Origin of the sequence: Pseudomonas sp. CFSAN084952 (genome assembly GCF_009648855.1) — a bacterium.
GTDB lineage: Bacteria > Pseudomonadota > Gammaproteobacteria > Pseudomonadales > Pseudomonadaceae > Aquipseudomonas > Aquipseudomonas paracarnis.
The window spans coordinates 955236-979842 of record NZ_CP045767.1; the positions used below are offsets into that span (position 1 = coordinate 955236).

At 59.4% G+C, this 24607-nt stretch carries 25 protein-coding genes and 2 pseudogenes; 14 read left to right on the forward strand and 13 right to left on the reverse strand.

Annotated elements, in window-relative coordinates; genetic code table 11:
- The first annotated feature begins 187 nt into the window (after positions 1-187).
- Entirely contained in the window at positions 188-877 is a 690-nt protein-coding gene (locus GH769_RS04445; protein ID WP_003189688.1) for a VacJ family lipoprotein, read from the forward strand.
- A gap of 137 nt (positions 878-1014) precedes the next feature.
- Here GH769_RS04445 and GH769_RS04450 read toward each other — a convergent pair whose 3' ends face one another.
- The gene (locus tag GH769_RS04450) at positions 1015-1311 is read right to left on the reverse strand and encodes a PilZ domain-containing protein (RefSeq protein ID WP_032903141.1); all 297 of its coding nucleotides are present in this window, start codon (positions 1309-1311) and stop codon (positions 1015-1017) included.
- A 276-nt stretch (positions 1312-1587) separates the two neighbouring features.
- Here GH769_RS04450 and rssB point away from each other — a divergent pair, with 276 nt between their 5' ends.
- The gene (gene rssB / locus GH769_RS04455) at positions 1588-2769 is read left to right on the forward strand and encodes a two-component system response regulator RssB (RefSeq protein ID WP_153649486.1); all 1182 of its coding nucleotides are present in this window, start codon (positions 1588-1590) and stop codon (positions 2767-2769) included.
- A complete protein-coding gene (rssC, locus tag GH769_RS04460) occupies positions 2769-3251 on the forward strand; it encodes an anti-sigma factor antagonist RssC (RefSeq protein WP_010212025.1) in 483 nt (160 codons plus the stop codon). Before rssB ends, rssC begins: the two co-directional genes overlap by 1 nt.
- A gap of 196 nt (positions 3252-3447) precedes the next feature.
- Here the strand turns inward: rssC and tal are convergent, their stop codons facing one another.
- The 4 genes and pseudogenes from tal to GH769_RS04480 form a co-directional block, all read right to left on the reverse strand.
- Entirely contained in the window at positions 3448-4374 is a 927-nt protein-coding gene (gene tal, locus GH769_RS04465) for a transaldolase (RefSeq protein ID WP_019818234.1), read from the reverse strand.
- Positions 4375-4917: 543 nt separating this feature from the next.
- A complete protein-coding gene (dusA, locus tag GH769_RS04470; protein WP_032902647.1) occupies positions 4918-5904 on the reverse strand; it encodes a tRNA dihydrouridine(20/20a) synthase DusA in 987 nt (328 codons plus the stop codon).
- 83 nt (positions 5905-5987) lie between these two features.
- A pseudogene (locus GH769_RS04475) lies at positions 5988-6273 on the reverse strand (type II toxin-antitoxin system RelE/ParE family toxin).
- Positions 6263-6505, reverse strand: a complete 243-nt coding sequence (locus GH769_RS04480) for a CopG family ribbon-helix-helix protein (protein WP_032902648.1) — start codon at positions 6503-6505, stop codon at positions 6263-6265. Before GH769_RS04480 ends, GH769_RS04475 begins: the two are co-directional and overlap by 11 nt.
- Before the next feature lie 400 nt (positions 6506-6905).
- Between GH769_RS04480 and GH769_RS28980 the strand changes: the two are divergent.
- The 4 genes and pseudogenes from GH769_RS28980 to GH769_RS04500 all read left to right on the forward strand — a co-directional run.
- Positions 6906-7019, forward strand: a pseudogene (locus GH769_RS28980) (hypothetical protein); the annotation flags it as partial.
- A 103-nt stretch (positions 7020-7122) separates the two neighbouring features.
- Positions 7123-7374 carry a hypothetical protein gene (locus tag GH769_RS04490; RefSeq protein ID WP_032902651.1) on the forward strand — a complete coding sequence of 84 codons (252 nt, stop codon included), beginning with the start codon at positions 7123-7125 and terminating at the stop codon, positions 7372-7374.
- Between the two features lie 25 nt (positions 7375-7399).
- A complete protein-coding gene (locus GH769_RS04495) occupies positions 7400-7765 on the forward strand; it encodes a DUF6124 family protein (protein WP_032902652.1) in 366 nt (121 codons plus the stop codon).
- Between the two features lie 146 nt (positions 7766-7911).
- Positions 7912-8130 (forward strand): hypothetical protein, encoded by a 219-nt coding sequence (locus GH769_RS04500; protein WP_072434392.1) that lies wholly within the window; start codon positions 7912-7914, stop codon positions 8128-8130.
- Between the two features lie 670 nt (positions 8131-8800).
- On the opposite strand, the gene GH769_RS04505 is transcribed toward GH769_RS04500, so the two are convergent.
- Positions 8801-9988, reverse strand: coding sequence for an MFS transporter (locus GH769_RS04505; RefSeq protein WP_014717589.1), 1188 nt, complete (start codon positions 9986-9988; stop codon positions 8801-8803).
- 481 nt (positions 9989-10469) lie between these two features.
- Here GH769_RS04505 and mqo point away from each other — a divergent pair, with 481 nt between their 5' ends.
- Positions 10470-12116 carry a malate dehydrogenase (quinone) gene (gene mqo / locus GH769_RS04510; protein WP_032902653.1) on the forward strand — a complete coding sequence of 549 codons (1647 nt, stop codon included), beginning with the start codon at positions 10470-10472 and terminating at the stop codon, positions 12114-12116.
- 64 nt (positions 12117-12180) lie between these two features.
- Here mqo and GH769_RS04515 read toward each other — a convergent pair whose 3' ends face one another.
- Positions 12181-12852: an NADPH-dependent F420 reductase gene (locus GH769_RS04515; RefSeq protein ID WP_032902654.1), complete on the reverse strand. Its 672-nt coding sequence runs from the start codon at positions 12850-12852 to the stop codon at positions 12181-12183.
- Between the two features lie 99 nt (positions 12853-12951).
- On the opposite strand from GH769_RS04515, the gene GH769_RS04520 reads away from it, so the two are divergent.
- Both GH769_RS04520 and GH769_RS04525 read left to right on the forward strand, forming a co-directional pair.
- The gene (locus GH769_RS04520) at positions 12952-13848 is read left to right on the forward strand and encodes a LysR family transcriptional regulator (RefSeq protein WP_032902655.1); all 897 of its coding nucleotides are present in this window, start codon (positions 12952-12954) and stop codon (positions 13846-13848) included.
- Positions 13849-14018: 170 nt separating this feature from the next.
- The gene (locus GH769_RS04525) at positions 14019-14348 is read left to right on the forward strand and encodes a YXWGXW repeat-containing protein (protein ID WP_108538540.1); all 330 of its coding nucleotides are present in this window, start codon (positions 14019-14021) and stop codon (positions 14346-14348) included.
- A 57-nt stretch (positions 14349-14405) separates the two neighbouring features.
- Here GH769_RS04525 and GH769_RS04530 read toward each other — a convergent pair whose 3' ends face one another.
- The 4 genes from GH769_RS04530 to GH769_RS04545 all read right to left on the reverse strand — a co-directional run bounded on the left by GH769_RS04530 (position 14406) and on the right by GH769_RS04545 (position 17574).
- A complete protein-coding gene (locus GH769_RS04530; protein ID WP_014717594.1) occupies positions 14406-14801 on the reverse strand; it encodes a PIN domain-containing protein in 396 nt (131 codons plus the stop codon).
- On the reverse strand, positions 14798-15055 hold the full coding sequence (locus GH769_RS04535) for an AbrB/MazE/SpoVT family DNA-binding domain-containing protein (RefSeq protein WP_014717595.1): 258 nt from the start codon (positions 15053-15055) through the stop codon (positions 14798-14800). Before GH769_RS04535 ends, GH769_RS04530 begins: the two co-directional genes overlap by 4 nt.
- A gap of 172 nt (positions 15056-15227) precedes the next feature.
- Entirely contained in the window at positions 15228-16601 is a 1374-nt protein-coding gene (gene ppnN, locus GH769_RS04540) for a nucleotide 5'-monophosphate nucleosidase PpnN (RefSeq protein ID WP_014717596.1), read from the reverse strand.
- Between the two features lie 148 nt (positions 16602-16749).
- Positions 16750-17574, reverse strand: coding sequence for an aspartyl/asparaginyl beta-hydroxylase domain-containing protein (locus GH769_RS04545; RefSeq protein WP_019820661.1), 825 nt, complete (start codon positions 17572-17574; stop codon positions 16750-16752).
- A 276-nt stretch (positions 17575-17850) separates the two neighbouring features.
- On the opposite strand from GH769_RS04545, the gene fabV reads away from it, so the two are divergent.
- Both fabV and GH769_RS04555 read left to right on the forward strand, forming a co-directional pair.
- On the forward strand, positions 17851-19044 hold the full coding sequence (gene fabV / locus GH769_RS04550) for an enoyl-ACP reductase FabV (protein ID WP_032902674.1): 1194 nt from the start codon (positions 17851-17853) through the stop codon (positions 19042-19044).
- Between the two features lie 292 nt (positions 19045-19336).
- Complete coding sequence (locus tag GH769_RS04555) at positions 19337-19960, forward strand: HAD family phosphatase (protein ID WP_032902659.1); 624 nt, start codon at positions 19337-19339, stop codon at positions 19958-19960.
- On the opposite strand, the gene GH769_RS04560 is transcribed toward GH769_RS04555, so the two are convergent.
- Positions 19957-20862 carry a LysR family transcriptional regulator gene (locus GH769_RS04560; protein WP_014717600.1) on the reverse strand — a complete coding sequence of 302 codons (906 nt, stop codon included), beginning with the start codon at positions 20860-20862 and terminating at the stop codon, positions 19957-19959. The two genes, GH769_RS04555 and GH769_RS04560, sit on opposite strands and share 4 nt — an antisense overlap.
- Positions 20863-20964: 102 nt before the next feature.
- Between GH769_RS04560 and GH769_RS04565 the strand changes: the two genes are divergently transcribed.
- Positions 20965-22134 carry an aspartate aminotransferase family protein gene (locus tag GH769_RS04565; RefSeq protein ID WP_032902661.1) on the forward strand — a complete coding sequence of 390 codons (1170 nt, stop codon included), beginning with the start codon at positions 20965-20967 and terminating at the stop codon, positions 22132-22134.
- Between the two features lie 131 nt (positions 22135-22265).
- Here GH769_RS04565 and punR read toward each other — a convergent pair whose 3' ends face one another.
- Positions 22266-23180, reverse strand: a complete 915-nt coding sequence (punR, locus tag GH769_RS04570; RefSeq protein WP_014717602.1) for a DNA-binding transcriptional activator PunR — start codon at positions 23178-23180, stop codon at positions 22266-22268.
- 122 nt (positions 23181-23302) lie between these two features.
- On the opposite strand from punR, the gene punC reads away from it, so the two are divergent.
- Positions 23303-24487, forward strand: a complete 1185-nt coding sequence (punC, locus tag GH769_RS04575; RefSeq protein ID WP_014717603.1) for a purine nucleoside transporter PunC — start codon at positions 23303-23305, stop codon at positions 24485-24487.
- Positions 24488-24607 lie beyond the last annotated feature (120 nt).

The following is a 24607-nucleotide window of genomic DNA, read 5'->3' on the forward strand; positions in this document are numbered from 1 at the left end:
CCCTGAAATAGCTGCCACGCTATCGGGGCGGCATGACAAGGGGATGACACTGTCGATATTTGTAGGAATTTTGTGCATTTTCCCTAAGACGATTCTAGGTAGCTGCCTAAATCGGCACTTCCGTCATATACTGACAGCCTTATTCAGGGCATAGCGCCCATGACAGACCATTCAAGGAGCAAAAGCTATGCGCTGGAGCCAGTACTTCGCTCAGCTATCGGTGTGTGCCACCATCCTGTTGGCGCCTTTCGCTGCCCAAGCGGCCTCGGAAGATGACCCGTGGGAAAGCGTCAACCGCCCCATCTTCACCTTCAACGACACCGTTGACACCTATGCCCTCAAGCCAATCGCCCAGGGCTATCAGTTCGTCACCCCACAATTTGTGCAGGACGGCGTTCACAACTTCTTCCGCAACATCGGTGATGTCGGCAACCTGGCCAACAACGTGCTGCAACTCAAGCCGCACAATGCAGGCGTCGACACCGCCCGCTTGTTGGTCAACACCACGTTTGGCGTACTGGGCTTTATCGACGTCGGCACCAAAATGGGGCTGCAGCGCAGCGATGAAGACTTCGGCCAAACCCTCGGCTACTGGGGCGTGGGCAGCGGCCCGTACGTGATGATCCCGTTGCTGGGCCCAAGCACCTTGCGTGATGCGCCGTCCAAATACGTCGACAGCTACACCCAGCCGTACCGCTACATGAACGACATCGGCTGGCGTAACAGCACCTTCGGCCTCAACGTCGTCGACGTGCGCGCCAGCCTGCTCGACAGTGAAAAGCTGATCAGCGGCGACAAGTACACCTTCATTCGTAACGCTTACCTGCAGAACCGCGAGTTCAAGGTCAAGGACGGCAAGGTCGTTGACGACTTTTAAGCCGTGACGTTTTGAAATGAAAAAGGCGACCTTTATAGGGTCGCCTTTTTTGTGCGCGCTGATCGTTCCCCACGCTCCGCGTGGGAACGCATCCCGTGACGCTCCGCGTCACCTTTGCGCAGGGGCGGGATGTTGCGTTAGCGCATTTTCAGAATCTTGAGGCCCAGATTCTGGTCATCGCCTACCGCCTTGGTCCACACCACCTCGGTATCCGCTTCAAGACCCCTGAGCGCGGCGTGCTCTGAGTCGATGCGCACGGTCAGCAGGTCACCCACCGTGAACTGGCGAGGTGCCTGCACCTGCATGCCGGAACTGGAGAGGTCCACGCAGGTACCGGCAATCTCCTGCCCGGCATGGATCAAAGACACATCGGCATCTATTCGCATGCGGATGAAATCGCGTTTTTCGGCGTAGTCGCGCTCGTGTTCGCTCACAGCATCCATCCTTACTTTGCGTTGTGGTTGTGAGGGTTCTTATAACTCCCGGTGATTTGCGGTGTAAAGACGCCCGGCGACCATCGGCATGAGCTTGAAACCCCTCACGGATGGGAGTACCGTCTGCGCCTTAGAAGGGCACCTCTGCTTTACCGTTGTGCATGGGCCAAATCCCAATGCTTTGTAGGACAGAGAGGCTAGAAAGCGAATCCAGTACGTGAGCCCGGCCATTGCCGAGCCGCCTACGCCAACCTAATTCTGGCGCCGTTTGCCCACATGCAAAAAACCAGTGCCACGCTGCTGATAATCGATGACGACGAAGTAGTGCGCGCGAGCCTCGCGGCCTACTTGGAAGACAGTGGCTTCAGCGTCCTGCAGGCCGGTAATGGCCAACAGGGTCTCCAGGTATTCGAGCGCGACAAGCCCGACCTTGTGATCTGCGACCTGCGCATGCCCCAGATGGGCGGCCTGGAGCTGATTCGCCAGGTGACCGACCTTGCCCCGCAAACGCCGGTGATTGTCGTGTCCGGTGCCGGTGTCATGAACGACGCCGTCGAAGCCCTGCGCCTGGGCGCTGCCGATTACCTGATCAAGCCCCTGGAAGACCTGGCCGTGCTGGAGCACTCGGTGCGCCGCGCCCTGGACCGTGCACGCCTGCTTTTGGAAAACCAGCGCTACCGCGAAAAGCTCGAGACCGCCAACCGCGAGCTCGAAGCCAGCCTGAACCTGCTGCAGGAAGACCAGAACGCCGGTCGCCAGGTGCAGATGAACATGCTGCCGGTGAGCCCCTGGACGATTGACGAATTCAAGTTTGCCCACCAGATCATCCCGTCGTTGTACCTGTCGGGTGATTTTGTCGACTATTTCCGCGTCGATGAGCGCCGCGTTGCGTTCTACCTGGCCGACGTTTCCGGCCACGGCGCGTCTTCGGCTTTTGTCACCGTGTTGTTGAAGTTCATGACCACACGGCTGTTGTTCGAGTCCAAGCGCAATGGCACCTTGCCGGAGTTCACCCCCTCCGAGGTGCTGGGCCACATCAACCGGGGCCTGATCAGCTGCAAGCTGGGCAAGCACGTGACGATGGTCGGCGGCGTGATCGACGAAGAAACTGGTCTTTTGACCTACAGCATTGGCGGTCACCTGCCGATGCCTGTTTTGTACACTCCTGACAGTGTGCGCTACCTGGAAGGGCGTGGCCTGCCCGTAGGCTTGTTTAACGAAGCCACCTACGAAGACCACATCCTGGAACTGCCGCCGACTTTCAGCCTGACGCTGATGTCCGACGGCATCCTGGACCTTTTGCCAGAGCCTACACTCAAAGAGAAAGAAGCCGCCTTGCCCCAAAAGGTCAAGTCGGCGGGCGGCAGCCTGGATGGCCTGCGGCAGGTTTTTGGATTGGCCACGCTAGGGGAGATGCCGGATGATATCGCCCTATTGGTGTTGAGCAGGAATCTTTGATGAGTACCGGAAGAATCCAATTCGCCGAGCAAGACGGGACCTTCGTCCTGAAATTTGTCGGTGAAGTGCGCCTGACCTTGTGTTCGGCCCTGGATGCGACGATCGAGCGGATCTTCACCGCGCTGAACTTCTCGGCGATCGTGATCGACCTGACCGAAACGCGCAGCATCGATAGCACCACCCTGGGCCTGTTGGCCAAGTTGTCCATTCTGTCGCGGCAGAAGGTCGGCCTGTTGCCGACCGTGGTCACCACCCATGAAGACATCACTCGTCTGTTGCAGTCCATGGGCTTTGACCAGGTGTTCAACATCGTTGATCGCCCCATCCCGTGCCCGGAATGCCTCACCGACCTGCCGTCCCAGGACCAGTCCGAAGAGATCGTACGGGTCAAGGTGCTGGAAGCGCACAAGATCCTGATGGGCCTCAACGAGTCCAACCGCGAAGCCTTCCACGACCTCGTCAACGCACTCGAGCGGCACTAACAGCTTCCCTGCTCAAACACACACAGTCCAATGTGGGAGCTGGCTTGCCTGCGATTGCGCAGTGTCAGTCGATGAAGTGTTGACTGGCCCACCGCTATCGCAGGCAAGCCAGCTCCCACATAGGGCGGCGGTGACACCGACGCACAAAAAAGGGCGGCACCCTCACAGGTACCGCCCTTTTTGCTGCTATCTGCCTTTACAGCTTGGCCGACAACAACGCCTCCAGCTTCTCCTGGTCCCGCGCAAACTGGCGAATGCCCTCCGCCAGCTTCTCAGTCGCCATCGCGTCCTCGTTGGACTCCCAACGGAACTGCGCTTCAGTCATATGCACACGGGCCTCACCGGCATGCCCTGGCGCCAACTTGCGCTCCAGCTTGCCTTCATCCGCCGCCAGCTTCTCCAGCAGGTCCGGGCTGATGGTCAGGCGATCACACCCGGCCAGCTCTTCGATCTGGCTGAGGTTACGGAAGCTCGCACCCATCACCACGGTCTTGTAGCCGTTAGCCTTGTAGTAGTTGTAGATGCGCGTCACCGACTGCACGCCCGGGTCATCGGAACCGGTGTAGTCGTTGCCGTTGGCCTTCTTGTACCAGTCGTAGATACGGCCCACGAACGGCGAAATCAAAAACACACCCGCTTCAGCACAAGCCACGGCCTGGGCAAACGAGAACAGCAGCGTCAGGTTGGTCTGGATGCCTTCTTTTTCCAGCTTCTCGGCGGCACGGATGCCTTCCCAGGTGGAGGCGATCTTGATCAGCACGCGGTCACGGCCAACCCCAGCCTTGTCGTACAGGTCGATCAGACGGTGCGCACGCTTGAGAATCGCGGCCTCGTCGAACGACAGACGCGCATCCACCTCAGTGGAAATACGGCCCGGCACGACTTTGAGAATCTCTTGACCCACCGCCACCGCAAAGCGGTCACTGGCCAGGCCCACATCGCCGTTGCAGTCCTGCACACACTCATCCAGCAGCTTGGCATAGCCAGGAATCGACGCAGCCTTGAGCAGCAGGGAAGGGTTGGTGGTCGCGTCTTGCGGCTTGAGCTTGGCGAGCGTGGAGAAATCGCCGGTATCGGCTACGACGGTGGTGAATTGCTTGAGTTGTTCCAGCTTGGAAGTCATGGGCGTGCTCTGTCCTGTGGGTCTGATGACATTACCCGAGCGCTGGCAGGCGCTCAAGGGCGCAAATGCGTTAGGTCGTTTGCGAGGGCAATAACCTGGAAACAGCCGTTTGAATCATCGGCAGTGGTGCTAACTAGGAGGCCAGAATCGCCGACAGGTTCCCCCCAACTGCTCGATGTCCTCCGATCAAACTGTGGGAGCCAACTTGCCTGCATGACGCCAGCCCAGCCACTGAGATTCACCTGACCCCCATCAGTCAAACTGTGGGAGCTGGCTTGCCTGCGATGAAGCCAGTCCAGCCACTGATATTCACCTGACCCCCATCAGTCAAACTGTGGGAGCTGGCTTGCCTGCGATGACGCCAGCCCAGCCACTGAGATTCACCTGACCCCTATCAGTCAAACTGTGGGAGCTGGCTTGCCTGCGATGACGCCAGCCCAGCCAATGATATTCACCTGACACACATCGCTCAAAACTGTGGGAGTGGGCTTGCTCGCGAAAGCAGCCTGTCAGCCCCAAATACCACCACTGACACCCAACCCGTCACCGCCCCTCCAACAATTCCCCCGCCTGATCCAGCAACGCCAACGGATCACTCGCCTTATGAATATCCACCGACAACAACTGCCGAAACTTACGCGCCCCCGGGAAACCGGTCCCCAGCCCCAGAACATGGCGCGTAATGTGATGCATCGAGCCACCTGTCGCCAAGTGCTCGGCTATATACGGACGCAACTGCGCCAACGCCTCAGCGCGGGTGATCACAGGCGCGGTGCTGCCAAACAGCTGCTGATCCACCTCCGCCAGCAAATACGGATTGTGATAAGCCTCCCGCCCCAACATCACCCCATCAAACGTCTGCAAATGTTCCTGGCACTGCTCCAACGTCTTGATCCCACCGTTGAGATTAATCTCCAACTCCGGAAAATCCCGCTTCAACTGCGCCGCCACGTCATAACGCAACGGCGGAATGTCCCGGTTCTCCTTGGGCGACAACCCCTCCAGAATCGCAATCCGCGCATGCACGGTAAAACTGGTGCAACCGGCGTCCTTTACCGTCCCGACGAAATCACACAGCTCGGCATAACTGTCGCGGCCATTGATACCGATACGGTGCTTCACCGTCACCGGGATCGACACCGCATCGCGCATGGCCTTCACACAATCCGCCACCAGGGCAGGGTGCGCCATGAGGATCGCGCCGATCATGTTGTTCTGCACCCGGTCGCTGGGGCAACCGACGTTCAGGTTCACCTCGTCGTAACCGGCGGCCTCGGCCATACGGGCGCAGGCGGCCAGATCAGCCGGAACACTGCCGCCTAATTGCAGCGCAAGCGGGTGCTCGGCTTCGTTGTGGCGCAGGAAGCGGTCGTGGTCGCCATGGAGGATAGCGCCGGTGGTGACCATCTCGGTGTAGAGCAGGGCGTGTTTGGAGAGCAGGCGTAGGAAGAACCGGCAGTGGCGGTCAGTCCAGTCCATCATCGGGGCGACGGAGAAGCGGCGGGAGAGTGGGGCGGTTTGTAGGGACATGGGGGATCTGAGTTGGCAAGGCGAATGGGGCGCAGTTTATCAGGAACGGATCTTGGGTGCCGGTGAGGCAAGTTTTGCGCGCATTACCACTTCGAACGAGGGCGTTGCCGTGTGTGGAATACGCCAAGGATCTGCAGTCGATCACCCCGCACTCTATACGGGATCAGATAGGACCAGTTGGGGACTGCCCATTTCGCGAGTATGTTTCACCCGACCTTCGCGTCCCATGGAAGGAAACTGAGCCAGCCTGTCGACACTGGTGAAAGTGGCATCCGAGAAGTCGTCGGCGGCTTTTGGATTTTCGAGAGCTATATAGTTCGCTTCGTCTTCCAGATTTTTGAGTGCTTTTTCAAGCCACTCAACCCGCATTCCGGCTCCAGCGCCTAGCGCGCATGGCTGCCACTTGGTCATCGGTGGCGAATTTGCCTTCGTCGGCTTCCTTTACTGCCAGCTCGATTTGGGCGGTCAGCGTTTTCTCGTGCTCGATGTAGTCGCGAAGAACGTCCATCGCCAGGTAGCTCGCTGTCTGGCCGTTGGTTTTGGCCAAGTCGGCGAGAGAGTTGGACAGGTCTTCCGGCAGGTTTAGGGATATCCCAGTCATGGCGGTCTCGATGGTGGACGGTTGTGGGGCATCTTACACCTTGATGTGCTTGGTTGACTCAGCAGTCCGTCGTGAGGTGTATCTGGAAGTGAATTGCTTTTCGCTGCCTACTCAAAATTAAGTACCGTAGTCTGGCTTCGATATCTGCCCTTGAGTGACGCGGTTCACGTCATCGGCTTTCGTGAAGCCAACAAACTGGGGGGGCAAAAATAATGACCAGAAACTCCCGTTCTGAAAGGGTTGATGCAGTGAACCCGGAATGGCCGGCTGAGGACTTTTCTAAGGCCAAACCAGCGAGCGAGGTGCTTGTGGGATTGTTTGGTAAAGCTCAGGCGAAGGAAATGCTCAAGCCCAAGCGGGGCAATCGGCAGTAACCAAAGAGCACTTCAAAGTTCGTTTTGACGCTGACGTGCTGGAGCGATTCTGGGCTTTCGGGCTAGGCTGGCAAAACGCGAATGAATGCCGCTTGGCCGATTGGCTCAAGACGCCCACGCCAGATGAGCTGAAGGCCTAAGGCAATAAGCCACCGATTTGGCTTATTGCTGTCTCGTGATTAGCTTTTTTCAGCGATAACATAAATAAATCTGTTCCTTTTTTGTTTACACGAAGGAGGTTGGATGCCGGGTGCTGAAGCTTATGAGCCTTGGACATCCGGTTTTAAAAAAGCCCAAATGAGCGGCGTAAGAAATGGAGTTTTCACTGGCCCGTACAACGGAAGTAAAGATATTGCGGCGCAAAACCACAACACTTCTTGGGAGTTTTCCTACGTTTCTCAGAGCTTGCCCGTCGGACCACCCGCCGCTAACCTTCTGAGGTCGCTGCAAACCCAGCGGCCGGAGGTGGAAGTCCGTATTGCTAAGGCGTTTTAACTCCCGAAAATATTGGAGCTTCGCCATGCGCAACAACACACGCAGTTCTTCACTTGACCAAACCGCATCGCCCGTCGACCCCAAGCTTCAAGCCGCAGCCCAGCGAGCAATCCATCATCACTTGCCCCCATCGGACGACGCTGCGCCCGCCGAACGCCCAAGCAACAACCTATTCCTCGTAAACCCAACCATCGACTCCGAAACCCTCCTGGCCAACGCCGCCGAAAACCTCGCAGCCGCCAACGAAATGGCGGTCACCTTGGCGTTCGATCTCGACGACTCCCAGCGTGCCATCGCCCTGGGCATCCAGCAGTTAATCGAGTTGAGTTCGCTACTCGTTGACCGAGCCCAGGAGCAGGTTGCGCCTGTAACCGCCTCAGTCAAAGCCTGACAACCAACCCTGCCGCCTTACCCAAGGCGGCAACCTGAACTCATGCTGTCACCCAGCAAAGTTTCATAATTCCCTGCGCCGTTGAGGTCTACGATCCCCTACTGAGAGAGGACCCCAGCGCCTCCAGCCCATAGGGAACTGAAACCATGATCTCGAACCTCGTCAAACTTGTGATGATCACCGGCACGTTGCTGTTGAGCGCTTGTTCATCTTCATCGAGCGTGAGCAGTGACCCGTGCTTTTCAGGTGGATGCCGGGCGTTTGGTGACCATAGCCCCAACAAGGCCGCGAAGATGAATTTCGGTGGCAGTGGGCTGGGGAGTAGTTATGGGGAGTATGGTTCGGGGTTGTTGCATGATGATTGATGGGGTGGTGGGGCGAGAGTGTTTCGCTAGCTTTGCTGCTTTGCAAAGTGAGCAGCCGTTGGGGGAGAACGCTAAGTAGCCGTTGCCTGAGTAACGGATAGGTGCGCGGTCTGATCCCGCATTTTCGTCGGCTGTCGGGCCGTCTTCGCGAGCAAGCCCGCTCCCACAGTTGGAGTGTGGGAGTCAGGGAGATAAGCGTCGGCTGTCAGGTCTTCACAGGAGCAAGCTCCCTCGCCACAGTTGCAGCGTCGTGCCGAAGTTGTGTAGATATTGACGCTGCGATGGCGGTGGGTCAGTTAACTCATCTGTTACTGATATACCGCTATCGCAGGCAAGCCAGCTCCCACATTGGCCATGTATCGCTCGCAGAATCAGCGCCCGGCTCGGATCCCTGTGGGAGAGGGCTTGCTCGCGATGGCGGTGGGTCAGTTAATTCATCTGTCACTGATATACCGCTATCGCAGGCAAGCCAGCTCCCACATTGGCCATGTATTGCCCACAAAATCGGCGCCCGGCCCGGATCCCCGTGGTAGCGGGCTTGCTCGCGAAGGCGGCGTGTCAGTCACTGGATCTATAACTGAACCAATGCTTTCGTAGGCAAGCTCCACACATTGGATCTTCGTTGTGTGGAATATTGTGTTCGCGTAGCTGATCGGTATTAGGCGCGCCGTTAATGGCCGCCTTTCATACGCCGGGCGATCAGGTAGAGGCCCAGGCCCACCAGCGCTGTCGCTGCGCCGATGTAGCCGGTGCTGGTCCAGCCGAGGCCAGCTGTAATCGCCATCCCCCCAAACCACGGCCCCAGCGCATTCGCCAGGTTGAACGCCGCATGGTTCGATGCTGCCGCCAGGCTCGGCGCTTCATGCGCGATGTCCATCAAGCGAATCTGCAACGGTGCCGCCAACGCGACCATGGTGCCCACTAACCCCATGCTCAGCAGCACGCCCCACAGCGAAGACGCGGCGAAGGGGAAGAACAGCAGCACGGCCATCGACCATACCAATATCAAACCCACCGCCCGAAACTGCATGCGATCAAACAGCTTGCCACCGGCAATGTTGCCGATGATGCCGCCCACGCCAAAGGCGGCGAGGCCGAAGGGGATCCATTGGGGGGAGACTTTGGTCACTTCCAGCATGGTCGGCGCCAGGTAGCTGAATACGCAGAACATCCCGGCAAAGCCAATCGCGCCGATGGACAGGGCCATCCAAACCTGGGGTTTGGTGAAGGCGCGCAGTTCTTTGCGTGGGTCGCTGCGTTGTTCGTCGTGGCGGTGGGGCACGAATTGCCAGACCAGGGCGATGGTGAGCAGGGCGATCACGCTGACCAGGGCGAACGCCGAGCGCCAGCCCAGGTGTTGGCCGAGGAAGGTGGCGATGGGGTTGCCCAGCAGCATGGCCAGGGTGAGGCCCATCATCACGCGGGCTACGGCGCCGGCGCGTTTGTCGGTGGGTACCATGCTGGAGGCGACCACGGCGGCGATGCCGAAGTAGGCGCCGTGGGGCAGGCCGCTGATAAAGCGGAAGGCCACCAGCGAGCCGAAGGTGGGGGTGAAGGCGGTGGCGAAGTTGCCCAGGGCGTACAGGCCCATCAGCAACAGCAGCATGTGCTTGCGCAGCAGCTTGGCGCCGAGGATAGCCAGCAGTGGGGCGCCGACCATGACGCCCAGGGCGTAGGCGCTGATGGCGTGGCCCACCTGGGGTTCGCTCAGGCCCAGGTTCTGGGCGATGTCGGGCATCAGGCCCATGATGGCGAATTCGCCGGTGCCGATCGCGAAGGCGCCCACGGCCATGGCCGCTTCCATTTTGGCGGCGCTGCGCGCGGGCAGTACGTGCCCGGGTGTTTGCTGGATTGTCATGGGTAACTCTGCGTGGAGGGTGTGCACGAAGGACGTCGCCGATGCTACGCAAGCCGCGACGAAGGTGTCTAGAACCGCCATTTTCGGCAGAGTTCCACGCCTGTGACCGCAGGTCGCGGCTGCCAGTCTTGACAGGGGCGCATTAAAACCCGCGATTTAGGCCTGTCAATTGGCCAAACGGCGCATAAACGCTGTTTAGCGTGATATTCTGCGCGCCGTCTTGGGCTAGTCTTTCCCCGGTGCGTACACCCGTATACGTCCCAGCGGTTGGCTGTCGCCCAGGTAGCTGAAGCCAATAATGATAAGAAGTCAGCGCAGAAGGGACATAACAGTGAGGTCGATCCATCGGCCTTGTGTGCCCACCCTGCAGCCTTTATGTGACTGTGCAGACCCCGCGGTACGTTGCCTGACGTAGCGTGAACGAGGGTTACTCATGATCGGGGGCGGTAGGGCGGATGGCGTTTTATCATAGGTGCTACTGATGTTTAAAAAAGTAAACACTGCCCTGCTGGGGCTGGCTTTGTCGATGGGGATCACGTCCGTTCACGCGGAAGAGGCAAAGAAAGTCGATGTGCTGCTGATCGGCGGCGGCATCATGAGTGCAACCCTGGGTGTCTGGCTCAATGAGCTGGAACCGGATTGGTCGATGGAGATGGTCGAGCGCCTCGATGGCGTGGCCGAAGAAAGCTCCAACGGCTGGAACAACGCCGGTACCGGTCACTCGGCCCTGGCTGAGCTGAACTACACCCCGGAAGACAAGAACGGCAACGTTGAGATCCCGAAAGCGGTCGAGATCAACGAAGCGTTCCAGATCTCCCGTCAGTTCTGGTCCTGGCAGGTTCAGCAGGGTGTGTTGAAGAACCCGCGTTCGTTCATCAACTCCACTCCGCACATGAGTTTTGTGTGGGGCGATGACAACATCAAGTTCCTGAAAAAGCGCTACGAAGCCCTGAAGGCCAGCCCGCTGTTCGCTGGCATGCAGTACTCCGAAGACCCGGCGCAAATCGCCAAGTGGGTTCCGTTGATGATGGAAGGGCGTGATCCCAACCAGAAAATCGCGGCCACCTGGAGCCCGATCGGTACCGACGTAAACTTCGGCGAGATCACCCGCCAGTTCGTCGCTCACCTGCAAACCACGCCGAAGTTTGACTTGAAGCTGTCGAGCGAAGTGCAGGACATCACCCGCAACGACGACGGTTCGTGGCGTGTGAGCTACAAAAACCTCAAAGATGGCACCAAGACTGAAACCGACGCCAAGTTCGTGTTCATCGGCGCCGGCGGCGGTGCCCTGCACTTGCTGCAGAAGTCGGGCATTCCTGAAGCCAAGGAATACGCAGGCTTCCCGGTGGGTGGTTCGTTCCTGGTGACCGAGAACCCGACCATCGCCGAGCAGCACCTGGCCAAGGCCTACGGCAAGGCTTCGGTAGGTTCGCCACCGATGTCGGTTCCGCACCTGGACACCCGTGTGCTGGATGGCAAGCGCGTGATTCTGTTTGGCCCATTCGCGACCTTCTCGACTAAGTTCCTGAAGGAAGGCTCGTACCTGGACCTGCTGACCAGCACCACCACCCACAACATCTGGCCGATGACCAAAGTCGGTATTCGTGAATACCCACTGGTCGAGTACCTCGCCGGCCAACTGATGCTGTCTGATGATGACCGCTTCAAGGCGCTGCAAGAGTACTTCCCGAACGCCAAGCAGTCCGACTGGCGCCTGTGGCAAGCCGGTCAGCGCGTGCAGATCATCAAGCGTGATGAAGAGCAAGGCGGCGTGCTGAAGCTGGGTACCGAAGTGGTCAGCTCTGCCGACAACTCCATTGCCGGCCTGCTGGGTGCATCGCCAGGCGCGTCCACCGCAGCTCCGATCATGCTGACCGTGCTGCAAAAGGTGTTCAAGGACAAAGTAGCCAGCCCGGCCTGGCAGGAAAAACTGCACCAGATCGTGCCAAGCTACGGCACCAAGCTGAACGACAGCCCTGAAGCTGTTGCCAAGGAATGGGCCTACACTGCCGGTGTGCTGCAACTGACACCACCGCCAGCGATCCCGCAGCTGGCTGCTCCACAGGCAACCGAGGCTGCCAAGCCTGCGGCTGAGCCAAGCAAGCCGGCGTCTGATCTGGCGCTGTAAGCAACACCCACGAAAAAGCCCGCTGAACCGGTGACGGTCAGCGGGCTTTTTTGTGCGCTAACGATCAGGCGCGCGGCGGGTGTCGCTCCACCGGAGGCAGCTCAACCGTACGCTCGGCCGCTGCCAGCGCCGCCTTCAAGCCCGCTTGGTTAAGGGGTACGCAATACGCCGGTTTAGCCCGCTCGAATCGCCAGCTTTCATCCAGCCCTCCAGCATCCACGGCATCGAAACCCAGTTGGTCGAGTAACGTCATCACTTGCGCCTTTGCCGTCGCGTCATCTGCTGCCACTGGCAATGCGCGGCGTTCAGGCGCGCCGTGCGGGCGGGCATCCTGCGTCAGGTCTGGGGCGAAGATCGCATTAAATACTTTTACCACATGTGATTGCGGCAAATGGTCAGCCAGCAATCGGCTGGTGGTGGTTTCAAAACGGTCCAGTGTCGGGATATGCCCATCACGATCGGGGTAGTAATTGTTGGCGTCCATCACTGTCTTGCCCTCCAGCCATTGGGCGGGGACGCTGCGGTAGTGCTCCAGGGGGATCGCCACCAGTACCAGGTCACCAAACCTGGCGGCGTCATCTGCGCTGCCCACTTGCACACCGAGTATGCCGCTCACCACGCTGCTCATGGTGTGTGGGCCGCGGGAATTGCTCAGCATCACGTTATGTCCGGCGGCAAGCGCCAGTTGCGCCACGGCACGCCCGATAAAACCTGCTCCAATCACGCCAATCTTCATGTGCTTGCTCCAGTGGAAGTATGAAGTGGCTATGATGATTAGCAACCATAACGTGATAAATCGTCATTTTGATGTGGGTGTTATTACTGGGAGTGGGGAATGATGGATCGCCTGTCAAGCATGAACGCCTTCGTGATAGCCGCTGAATTAGGCTCCTATGCGAGGGCCGCCGAACGCTTGGGCATGTCGCCGCAGATGGTGGCCAAGCATGTCACCGCGTTGGAACAACGCCTGGGCGCGCGATTGCTCAACCGCACAACCCGTCGACAAAGCCTGACTGAACTGGGAGGGGAGTATTACGAACGCTGCAAACATATCCTGACGGAGGCCGAGGCCGCCGACGCCCTGGCACAGGTCATGAACGACACGCCGCGTGGCAAGCTGAAAGTCACCGCCCCGGTGACCTTTGGCTCCTACAGCCTGATGCCGTTGATCACCGGGTTTTTACGTGAAAACCCACAGGTAGAAGTCGATTTGCACCTGACGGATCGTTTCGTCGACTTGGTGGAGGAGGGCTACGACGCCGCGTTTCGCATTGGTCCGTTGGGCACGAGCGGCCTCACAGCGAGACCTTTGGCACCGTATCGGTTGGTGGCCTGCGCTGCACCGGCTTATCTGATGGCGCGAGGCACACCGCAGAAGCCGGCAGATCTTGAGCGTCATGAGTGCCTGGGGTACGCCTTTTCAGCGCGTCCGGCGGATCGAGAGTGGGTGTTCTTCCAGGGCACGGTTTCCTACAAGGTACGAGTGGCCAGTCGTTTGCTCATCAATGAAAGTCGGGCATTGATGTCGGCGGCATTGGATGGTTTTGGCATTGTGCTCGGCCCGCAAGACTTTCTGCGAACGGCGTTGGCGAGTGGCGAGTTGGTGCGGGTGTTGCCGGAGTTTGAGGCTCCGAGCCGGTCGATGCATTTGGTCTACACCGCAAACCGCCAGCGTACCGCCAAGTTGCGCTGCTTTGTCGAGACTGTGCTGGGACGTTTTGGTCCGGTATGAAGGAGCACCACCGTGGCGGTCGCCGGGAGGCACGCTAAAGATCTACAGGTTCAGCCATCTGACAGACATCTCCTGTTAAAAATAACCCAGGCCCAAGCAGGGCCCGGCTGCAACAAAGGAAGGACTTCTTTCTGATGCAGGTGTTGGGCGTTCGCGCCCGAGGGTTTTGTATGTTGCTACGTTATGCAGCATTGGCCGCCATGGTGGTCGCGGCTTCCGGGTGTGTGCAAGAGCGTGTTGTGCATGAGCGCAGGCCGATGCAACACGAGTACGTGGATGTGGTGGCGCCGCAACCGCCGCCGGTGCAGGTGATTGAAGTCGAGCCGGCGGTGCGCGAAGGTTATATCTGGTCACGCGGTTACTGGCGCTGGGAAGGTGGGCGCTATGTGGCAGTGCACGGCCATTGGGAACCGGTGCGCCAGGGGTATCGTTATGTACACCCGCATTGGGTGCAGCGTAATGATGGCTACCACTGGCAGATCGGCGGTTGGGTTCGCTAGCCCAACTTCCTCTCCCTCTGTAGGCGCGAGCTTGCTCGCTCCTACAAAAAAGCCGCTCTAACCGAGCCGTTTCATCCCTGCTGCCTTGGCTGCGTGCAGATCAAACGTGGCGGTGTACTCGCAACCGGCCGCATGGCCACAGCGTTCGATCAGGCAGTCGGCAAAGTCCGCTTTGCTTGCGGTGAACTTGCGCAGGGCCTGCCAGATGATATCGGCGTGCTCGACGGTCAGTTCCCGTGTGTGCAGCAAGGTCTCCAGTACCGTTACCACATCGCTTTTGGCCGACTGGTAGCAGGACTGCAACACCCACACCAGTTCCGTAAGCGTCACCAGGCTGACAAAACCTGGTGAGGCGGCGGTGAGCGATTCGATCAGTTGGGACGCCTTGGCGGATTGAACCGGGTCATCCTGGGTCACATAACGCACCAGCACATTGGTATCCAGGCCGATCATCCAGCGCTTGCTCCCTGGGCCGCGATGGCGCGGTTCATGTCTTCGATAGACACGGCATGGGCGGGCTTGCGGATCAAACCCTTGAGGTCCTTGACGGTTTTGCTGGCGGCAATCATGGAAAACTTGCCGTCTTCCATTTCGACGAATTCCACCCGGTCGCCTGTTTCCAGGCCCAGGGCTGTCCTGACCTGAACAGGGATGGTGATTTGCCCTTTTGAAGTGAGTGTGGCGGTGGCCATAGTGAAGATCTCCATCGTGATATTCCTTACCTTAGGGTAAGGAATGACGGAGGACAATATCCGTTGGTCCATAGGTCGCTCGCTGAGGTGAATGAGTTGGAATAGTAAAACCCTAGTCCGAACTCTTGTTCCTCACACGCGTTGCTATGTCCCAAACGAATACAAACTATGACCGACCGCCGCTGGCTTACTGCACCACGCGATAGCACGGCACATACGCCGCGCCGCCCGGCAGTTTCATGCGGTGCTGGGCCACGAACGCCTTCAATAATTCATCCAACGGTTTCATGATCGCCGGGTCGCCGTGGATCTCATACGGGCCGTTCTCCTCGATCAGGCGAATACCCTTGTCCTTGACGTTACCCGCCACGATCCCCGAGAACGCCCGGCGCAGGTTGGCCGCCAATTCATGGGGCGGCAGTGCGTGGCTCAGTTGCAGGCTGGCCATGTTTTCGTGGGTGGGGTCGAACGGGCGCTGGAAGCCTTCGTCGATCTTCAGCAGCCAGTTGAAGTGGAACGCGTCGTTACGCTCGCGGCGGAACTGCTTCACCGCCTTGAGGCCGGTGGTCATCTGGCGGGCCACTTCGGCCGGGTCGTCGATGATGATCTGGTAATGCTTCTGTGCCGCTTCGCCCAGGGTGGCACCGACAAACGCGTGTAATTGTTCCAGGTAAGGCGCGGCATGTTTGGGCCCGGTAAGCACCACCGGGAACGGCAGGTCGCGGTTGTCCGGGTGCATGAGGATGCCCAGCAGGTACAGGAACTCCTCGGCCGTACCGGCGCCGCCGGGGAAGATGATGATGCCGTGGCCGACACGCACGAAGGCTTCCAGGCGTTTTTCGATGTCCGGCAAAATCACCAGCTCGTTGACGATGGGGTTCGGCGCTTCGGCGGCGATGATGCCTGGCTCGGTCAAGCCTAGGTAACGGCCATTGGTGATGCGTTGCTTGGCGTGGGAAATGGTCGCGCCCTTCATTGGGCCTTTCATCACGCCTGGGCCGCAACCGGTGCACACGTCGAGGCTGCGCAGGCCCAGTTCGTGCCCGACTTTCTTGGTGTATTTGTATTCTTCGGTGTTGATCGAATGGCCGCCCCAGCACACCACGATCTTGGGCTCCACACCCGGGCGCAGCGTACGGGCGTTGCGCAGCAGGTGGAACACGTAGTCGGTGATGCCTTGGGAGTTGCTCAGGTCGATACGCTGGCTGTCCAGCTCGTTCTCGGTGTAGACGATGTCACGCAGGGCGCTGAACAGCATCTCGCGGGTGCTGGCGATCATCTCGCCATCGACAAAGGCATCGGCCGGGGCGTTGAGCAGTTCCAGGCGTACGCCGCGGTCTTGCTGGTGAATACGCACTTCAAAGTCTTTATAGGCGTCGAGGATGGTCTTGGCGTTGTCGATGTGCGCGCCGGTGTTGAGAATCGCCAGGGCGCATTGGCGGAACAGAGTGTAGATGCTGCCGGTACCGGCTTCGCTCAGTTGCTGCACTTCACGTTGGGACAGGGTTTCGAGGCTGCCCTTGGGGCTGACGGAGGCGTTGATGACTTGACGTTGGGGCATTCTGATTCCTTGAAAGCACAGCCACCGCGCCCGTTTGGGGGCGATGGCTTGAGAAGGGTGAGCGCCAATTAAGGTCGCACGAGACGGTTATTTACCTCAGGCGCAAGGCCTAGCGCAAATGCCGTCCAACACCATCATGCCGCAGAACTTACTGAATCAGCTTCCAGTTTTTGTAGAAAACCCGACGCAGGGTAAAGACCAGGCCGGCAAACCCTGCGATCACGGCGTTGAGCACCGAGGGCAGCAGGGTCGGGCGCACAATATCAATGAACAGGCAGTAGCGTTTGGCGTCGTTTTTGTTGAAGGAGGCGTGCATCAGCGTGTCATCGAAGATAAACAGCGGGTCGTCGTGCCAGTAGTGCTTGTGCTTACCCACCTGGATATACACGCCCTCATGGTGCGGTGCCGGCGCCATGTTGTAGAGCACACGGAACATCATGCGCAGGGGGCCGAAGTGGAACGACGTCGAGCGGTTCTCGTTGAACACCGAGACGCCGATGGTTTTCACGAACGGCAGTTTCTTGCGCAGCTGCGGGATATCCAGGGTGGTTTCGATCGGGCGGCCGTACCACTGGAAGAACAACATGCCGCGTTTCTTCTCGGCCATGCGTTCGTCCAGGTAGCTGATGATTTCATCCTTGCGGGCCATGGCGTCGTCGATCACCTGTTGCAGGTCTTCGCGCCAGGCCGGCGGCAGGTCTTGCAGGGTATAGACATGCCGGTTGCGGCTGCTCAGCAGGTCGAGCAGGGTGTTGAACGGTGCCAGCACCCAGGTATTACGACCGTTGCCGATAAAATACTTCTTGATGGTGTCGCGGTCGTACAGGCCGTTACGCAGGAAGTCATAAACGCCGCAGCACACCACCAACAGCAGAAACACCAGGCAACTGCGCGGGAAACAATAGATCAACAGCAGAACGCCGAGCGCCCACGCCAGGGACACCAGCTTTTTGCCGACAGCATTTTTGCTCATGAAACGAGGCTCCAAAGCCGAAATATATTGAAACAATATCGTCATCATAGGGCTTTCTGACACCGGCAGGCGTTTTTAAATAGGGCGAAATTGTGAAGCCACTGCACAATTTGTAACCGTTACCGTGCAGGCTCCGACGTTTTGTGGATTGAATTTTGAGAACAGAAGATTTGCGACTATCGTGACGCTTCGGTTTTTCAGGCGTCATAGACCGGTACGATTGAAGTTGAATGGCCACTATTGGCCTTCGGCACCTTGGAAGAGGCAGAAATTTTTATGATCATCAAACCGCGGGTTCGTGGCTTTATCTGTGTGACCGCTCACCCTGTTGGCTGTGAAGCGAACGTCAAAGAGCAGATCGACTACGTAACCAAAAACGGCGTCATCGAGGGCGGCCCTAAAAAGGTACTGGTCCTCGGTGCCTCCACCGGCTACGGCCTGGCCGCGCGCATCAGTGCTGCGTTTGGCTGCGGCGCCGACACCCTGGGCGTGTTTTTTGAGAAAGAAGGCGAAGAAGGCAAGCTGAGCTCCGCCGGCTGGTACAACAGCGCGGCGTTCGAGAAGTTTGCTGTGGAAAAAGGCCTGTACGCCAAGAGCATCAACGGCGACGCGTTCTCCGACGAAATCAAGCGCCTGACCATCGAAACCATCAAGAAAGACCTGGGCAAGATCGACCTGGTGGTCTACAGCCTGGCCGCCCCACGCCGTACCGACCCGCAAGGCGTGGTGCACAACTCCACCCTCAAGCCAATCGGCAAGGCCGTGACCCTGCGCGGTATCAACACCGACAAGGGCGTGGTGGTCGACACCACGCTTGAGCCTGCGACCCAGGAAGAAATCGACGGTACCGTGAAGGTCATGGGCGGCGAAGACTGGCAGCTGTGGATCGACGCCCTGCGTGACGCCGATGTATTGGCCGAAGGCGCCAAGACCACCGCGTTCACCTACCTGGGTGAGAAGCTGACCCAGGACATCTACTGGAACGGCTCCATCGGCGAAGCCAAGAAAGACCTGGACAAGAAAGTTTTGACCCTGCGCGAAAACCTCGCTGCGCTCAAGGGCGACGCCCGTGTGTCGGTGCTCAAGGCCGTGGTTACCCAGGCCAGCTCGGCAATCCCGATCATGCCGCTGTACCTGTCGCTGCTGTTCAAGGTGATGAAAGAGCAGGGCACCCATGAAGGCTGCATCGAGCAGGTCTACGGCCTGTTCAAGGACAGCCTGTACGGCAGCGAGCCGAAACTCGACGCCGATGGCCGCCTGCGTGCCGACCTGGCCGAGCTGGAACCGAAGGTCCAGGACGCCGTGGCCGCGCTGTGGAACCAGGTGACCGACGACAACGTCAACGAGATCAGCGATTTTGCCGGTTACAAGGCCGAGTTCCTGCGCTTGTTTGGCTTTGAGGTCGACGGCGTGGATTACGACGCGGATGTGAACCCGACCGTCAAAATCAACGGGCTGATTCAAGCTTAAAACCCGGTCAATAAGGTGGGAGCTGGCTTGCTCTGATGTCAGTCAGTTAACGCAAATCCCCTGTGGGAGCGGGCTTGCCCGCGAAGGCGGTGCGTCAGTCGCGGCATCTGTGACTGCACGACCGCTTTCGCAGGCAAGCCAGCTCCCACATGTGATCTTCGTTGCTTTGAGCATTGCGTTCGCTCAACTTGGCTGTGCCTACTCCCTCTTTCTTTTCAGTCCCTTCTTACGCCTCCCTCTTTTAGATCTGTCAGACTCCAGCAGCTATCAAGCCACGCTAACGGAGGATCTGATGACGATTCGTGCAGTAGTTTTTGATTTCGGCGGTGTCCTGTTCGACTGGAGCCCGCAGCATCTGTACCGCAAGCTGATTGCCAACGACGTCGAGCGCCAGTGGTTCCTCGACACCATCTGCACCCAGGCCTGGAACACCGAGCAAGATGCCGGTCGCTCCCTGGCTGAAGCCACCCGCACCCTGGTTGCCCAATACCCCGAACACAAGACCCTGATCCAGGCTTATTACGAGCGCTGGCCCGAAATGCTGCGTGCTGAATTACCCGAGGGCGTGGCGATTCTCGAAGCGTTGCACCAGGTTGAGATGCCGCTGTTCGGGCTTACCAACTGGTCGGCTGAAACCTTCCCTTACGCCCGGGCCAACTACCCGTTCCTGAAGCGTTTTCGCGACATCTTGGTGTCTGGCGAGGTGAAGCTGATCAAGCCTGACCCGGCGATCTACCACGCCAGCCTCAGTCAGGTGCGTGAACACCTGCCAGACATCCAAGCCAGTGAAGTGGTGTTCATCGACGACGTCGCCGGCAATATCGAGGCCGCCATCGCATTGGGCTGGCAGGGCATTCACCATGTATCGGCCGAGCGCACCGCCGCGCGTTTGCGCGAGTTGGGCGTGGCGTTCTAGCGCGCCCATTTCTCCATTACAAAGTCGACGAACGCCCGCAGCTTGGGCAGGCGGTAGCGGTCTTGGCGATACATCAGGTGCATGGGGCGGCTGGGCAGTTTATAGGTGGTCAGCAAGGCCACCAGCTTGCCGCTCTCCAGGTCCGGTTGCACCAGGGCATCGGCCAGCATAATGATGCCCATGCCGTTGATGGCGGCCTGACGCAAGCCTTGGGAGCTGTTGATGGTCAATGAACCAGACACCGGCACCTGCACCTCACCTTCATCGCCGGTCATGCGCCAGAGTTTATCGGTGTCGCGCCAGTTGTCGTTCGCGGGGTAGGCGAATGCCAGGCAGTCATGCTGCTGCAGGTCATCCGGGGTGTGCGGTGTGCCGCGTCGCGCCAGGTAGGCAGGGGAGGCGCAAAGGGTGAGGGTATAGGCCTGCAGAGGCCGGGCGATCAGGCTGGAGCTTTCCAGTTCGCCGAGACGAATCGCCACGTCAAAACCGCTGTCGACGAGATCCATGCGCTCATTGCTCAGCACCACGTACAGGTCGATAAGGGGGTAGCGCTGGGAAAACTCACTCAAGGCCGGCACCAGGCGTTCGGTGCCGAACACCGGGGGGGCGGTGATGCGCAGGCTGCCTTTGGGGGCTTCGCTGTGGACCTGCTCGGCCAGTAGCTCCGAGTCGGCCACCAGCCCCAGCACTTCCAGGCAGCGCTGATAATACTGCCCGCCAAATTCGGTGAGGTTCTGTTTGCGCGTGGTGCGTTTGAGCAAGCTGACGCCAAGCCGTTGTTCCAGCGCTCGCAGATGGTTGCCCACCATGGTGGTCGAAATCCCGCATTCCTGCGCGGCGGCGGTCATGCTGCCGGTCTCGACGACTTTCACGTACACCGACATTGCCTGGAACAGATCCATTATCAAGCCCTGGTTTAAAGTTATTGCAGTAATTCTGCGTTTATCCAGCGAGGGTGGTTAACCATACTTGATCCACCGCAACGATGCACTGGAGCCGCCACCATGACCGCCGCCTGCCTGATGAGCACTTATCAACCCCTGGCCCTGAGCTTCACTCGCGGCCTTGGCACGCGCCTGTGGGACCAACAGGGCCGCGAATACCTGGACGCCGTGGCCGGCGTGGCGGTGACCAATGTTGGTCATTCCCACCCCAGGTTAGTGGCGGCCATCAGCGAACAGGCCGGCTTGCTGCTGCACACCTCCAACCTCTACAGCATCGACTGGCAACAACAATTGGCCCGGCGCCTGGCCCAACTGTCCGGGCTGGACCGCGCGTTCTTCAACAATTCCGGCGCCGAGGCCAACGAGACGGCGCTGAAGCTGGCGCGTTTGCATGGCTGGAAAAAAGGCATCGAACAGCCGCTGGTGGTGGTGATGGAGAACGCCTTCCACGGCCGCACGCTAGGCACCATGGCCGCCAGCGACGGGCCGTCGGTGCGCCTGGGGTTCCAGCGTCTGCCCGGCGATTTCATCAAGGTTGGCTTTGGCGACATGGCGGCCCTGGAGGCGGTCACCGAACAGTTCGGCACGCGCATCGCGGCGGTGCTGCTTGAACCGATCCAGGGTGAAAGTGGTGTGTTGGTGGCGCCGTCGGGCTACCTCAAAGCCCTGCGCGAGCACTGTACGCGCCACGGCTGGCTGATGATGCTCGACGAAATCCAGACCGGCATCGGGCGCACCGGCACCTGGTTTGCCTTCCAGCACGAAGGCATCGTGCCGGACGTAATGACCCTCGCCAAAGGCCTGGGAAATGGCGTGCCCATCGGCGCCTGCCTGGCCCGCGCTGGCGTCGCTGAGCTGTTCACCCCCGGCAGCCATGGCAGCACCTTTGGTGGCAACCCGCTGGCGTGTCGCGTCGGGTGTACGGTGCTGGAGATTATCCAGGAGCAAGGCTTGCTGGAAAACGCCGCACGCCAGGGCGAACACTTGCTGGCGCGTTTACGCATGGAGTTGGAGGACCATCCGCAGGTGCGGGCGATTCGTGGCAAGGGCTTGATGATCGGCATTGAACTGGCAAGCCCTTACCGTGACCTGGCCCAACGGGCGGCGCAGGAGCATGGGCTGTTGATCAACGTCACGCGGGGCAAGATCATTCGGCTGTTGCCGCCGCTGACGTTGCAAGGCAAGGAAGTAGAAATGATCGTGCGAGCCATCACCCGCCTACTGGACTGAAAAAGTGCGGAAGGGGGCGATGCTCGTTCCCACGCTCTGCGTGGTAACGCCTCCTGTGACGCTCTGCGTCACGCCTTAAGAGCGGACGCGGAGCGTCCAGGGCAGCGTTACCACGCGGAGCGTGGGAACGATCAGAGGGAGGGGCCATTCAGCCATTCCTGGTTCATGGTCTCCGTATCGCCCAAGTATTCCAGCAACCACGCCATGGCTGGCGACAGCTTGTTCTGCGCCCACGCCACACACGACGGGCTGGCCGGAAATGGCCGGCTCAACTGCAGCGCGACCAAGTCCCCGCGCTCGATCCATGGCAATACCTGATGGGCCGGTGCCATCCCTACACACAGGCCATCGCGCAGGCAATCCAGAGCCGACGCCCAGTTGGGCACCACCAGGCGGCGCTGGTTATCCAGGGTCCAGGTGTCGCGCTTGGGCAGGTTGCGTGAGGTGTCGGTCATGCACAGCGAGGCAAAGGGGCGCAGTTGGTCATCACTGAGTAAACCTTCCGCCGCAGCTAAGGGGTGCCGGGCGCTGACCACGCACAGCCAGTTCAACAGGCCCATGTCGCGGAAGCTGAAGTGGCTGGCCACCGGCACCGCGCTGGTGGCGCCGATCACGATGTCGGTGCGTTCATCCGCCAGCGCATCCCACACGCCGTTGTACACCTCGTATTCGAGCAGCAATTCCACTTCGGGAAACTGCCGATAGAAGTCGAGCACCAACTGCCGGCAGCGCTGGGGTTTGACGATGGAGTCCACGGCCACCTTCAACTGGCCGCTCCAACCATTGGCCACCTGTTGGCACAGGCGCCGGGTGCCGAGCATTTTTTTCATCACGCCGCGGGCTTCGTCGATAAACAAACGGCCGGCGGGGGTCAGTTCTACGTCGCGATGCCGCCGCACAAACAGCGGCACGGCCAGCCATTCTTCAAGCTGGCGCACGGTGTAGCTGATGGCCGACGGTACGCGGTGCAGTTCCTGGGCGGCGGCGCTGAAGCTGCCGTGACGGGCAACGGCGTCGACCACATCCAGGGAATATTCCGACCACATGAGCGCTGCCTTCAAAATTATTGATGAGAGTGTCCAATTATTATCGCTTCACACAGATATTGTCAGCTTCATAATGGGCGCCAGTCAGCAAATAGTTTGATGGCAGTATCTACAAGGCTTCGATGAAAAATTCTTTTGGTTTTACCTGGTATCTGGCGGGGCTGAGCATGCTCGGTTATCTGGCCATGGACATGTACTTGCCGGCGTTTGGCGCCATGGGCGAGCAGTTGAACATTGGTGCTGGCGCGGTGGGCGCCAGCTTGAGTATTTTCCTTGCCGGCTTTGCGCTGGGGCAGTTGCTGTGGGGGCCGCTCTCGGACCGCCTGGGGCGCAAGCCGATTCTGATCGCGGGCCTGAGCCTGTTTGTGCTCGGTTGCCTGGGCATGTTCTGGGTTCAGAGCGCGCCGCAACTGCTGGCCCTGCGCTTTATGCAGGCGATTGGCGTGTGTGCCGCCGCCGTCAGTTGGCAGGCCTTGGTGATTGATCGCTACCCGGCCGACAAGGCTCACCGCGTCTTCGCCAGCATCATGCCGTTGATGTCGCTGTCTCCGGCCCTGGCTCCGCTGCTGGGCGCCATGGTGCTGAATCACTTTGGCTGGCAGGCGATCTTCGGCGTGTTGCTGGTGGTGTCGTTGTTGCTGTTGTTGCCGACCTTGTTCCTGCGCAATGTGCCCAAGCGTTCGGAGCACAAGGGCAGCCCGGTGCGCCTGGGCTATGGGCAATTGCTCACCTCGCGGGTGTTTACCGGCAATGTAATGATCTTCGCCGCCTGTTCGGCCAGCTTCTTCGCTTGGCTGACCGCCTCGCCGTTCATCCTCGGTGGCATGGGCTACAGCCCGAATGACATCGGCCTCAGCTACGTACTGCCGACCCTGGCGTTTCTCGTTGGCGGCTACAGTTGCCGCAGCGCCTTGCAGCGCCTGCCGGGTAAAACCCTGCTGCCGTGGTTGCTGGTCGCCTATTGCTTGAGCATGGTGGCGTTGTACCTGGTGGCCACCTTGAGTGTGCCGACCCTGACTACCTTATTGATCCCGTTCTGCCTGATGGCGCTGTGCAACGGCGCCAGCTACCCGATTGTGGTGGCGAATGCGCTGATGCCCTTTGCGGAAAATTCCGGCAAGGCGGCGGCCCTGCAAAACACCCTGCAGTTGGGCCTGTGCTTCCTGGCCAGCCTGTTGGTGTCGTCGATGATCGAGCAACCACTGTTGATCACGGTGATTGTGATGCTGGCGACCGCGCCGCTGGCGGTGTTGGGGTATTGGCTGGCACGGCCGAAGGGCAATTCTTCCGAACTGGCCAACGCCTGAGCTGACAATACGATCAAAGTGTGGGAGCTGGCTTGCCTGCGATAGCGGTGTATCAGTGCCAGATGGGCTAACTGACAGACCGCTATCGCAGGCAAGCCAGGTCCCACATTGTTTTGCGTT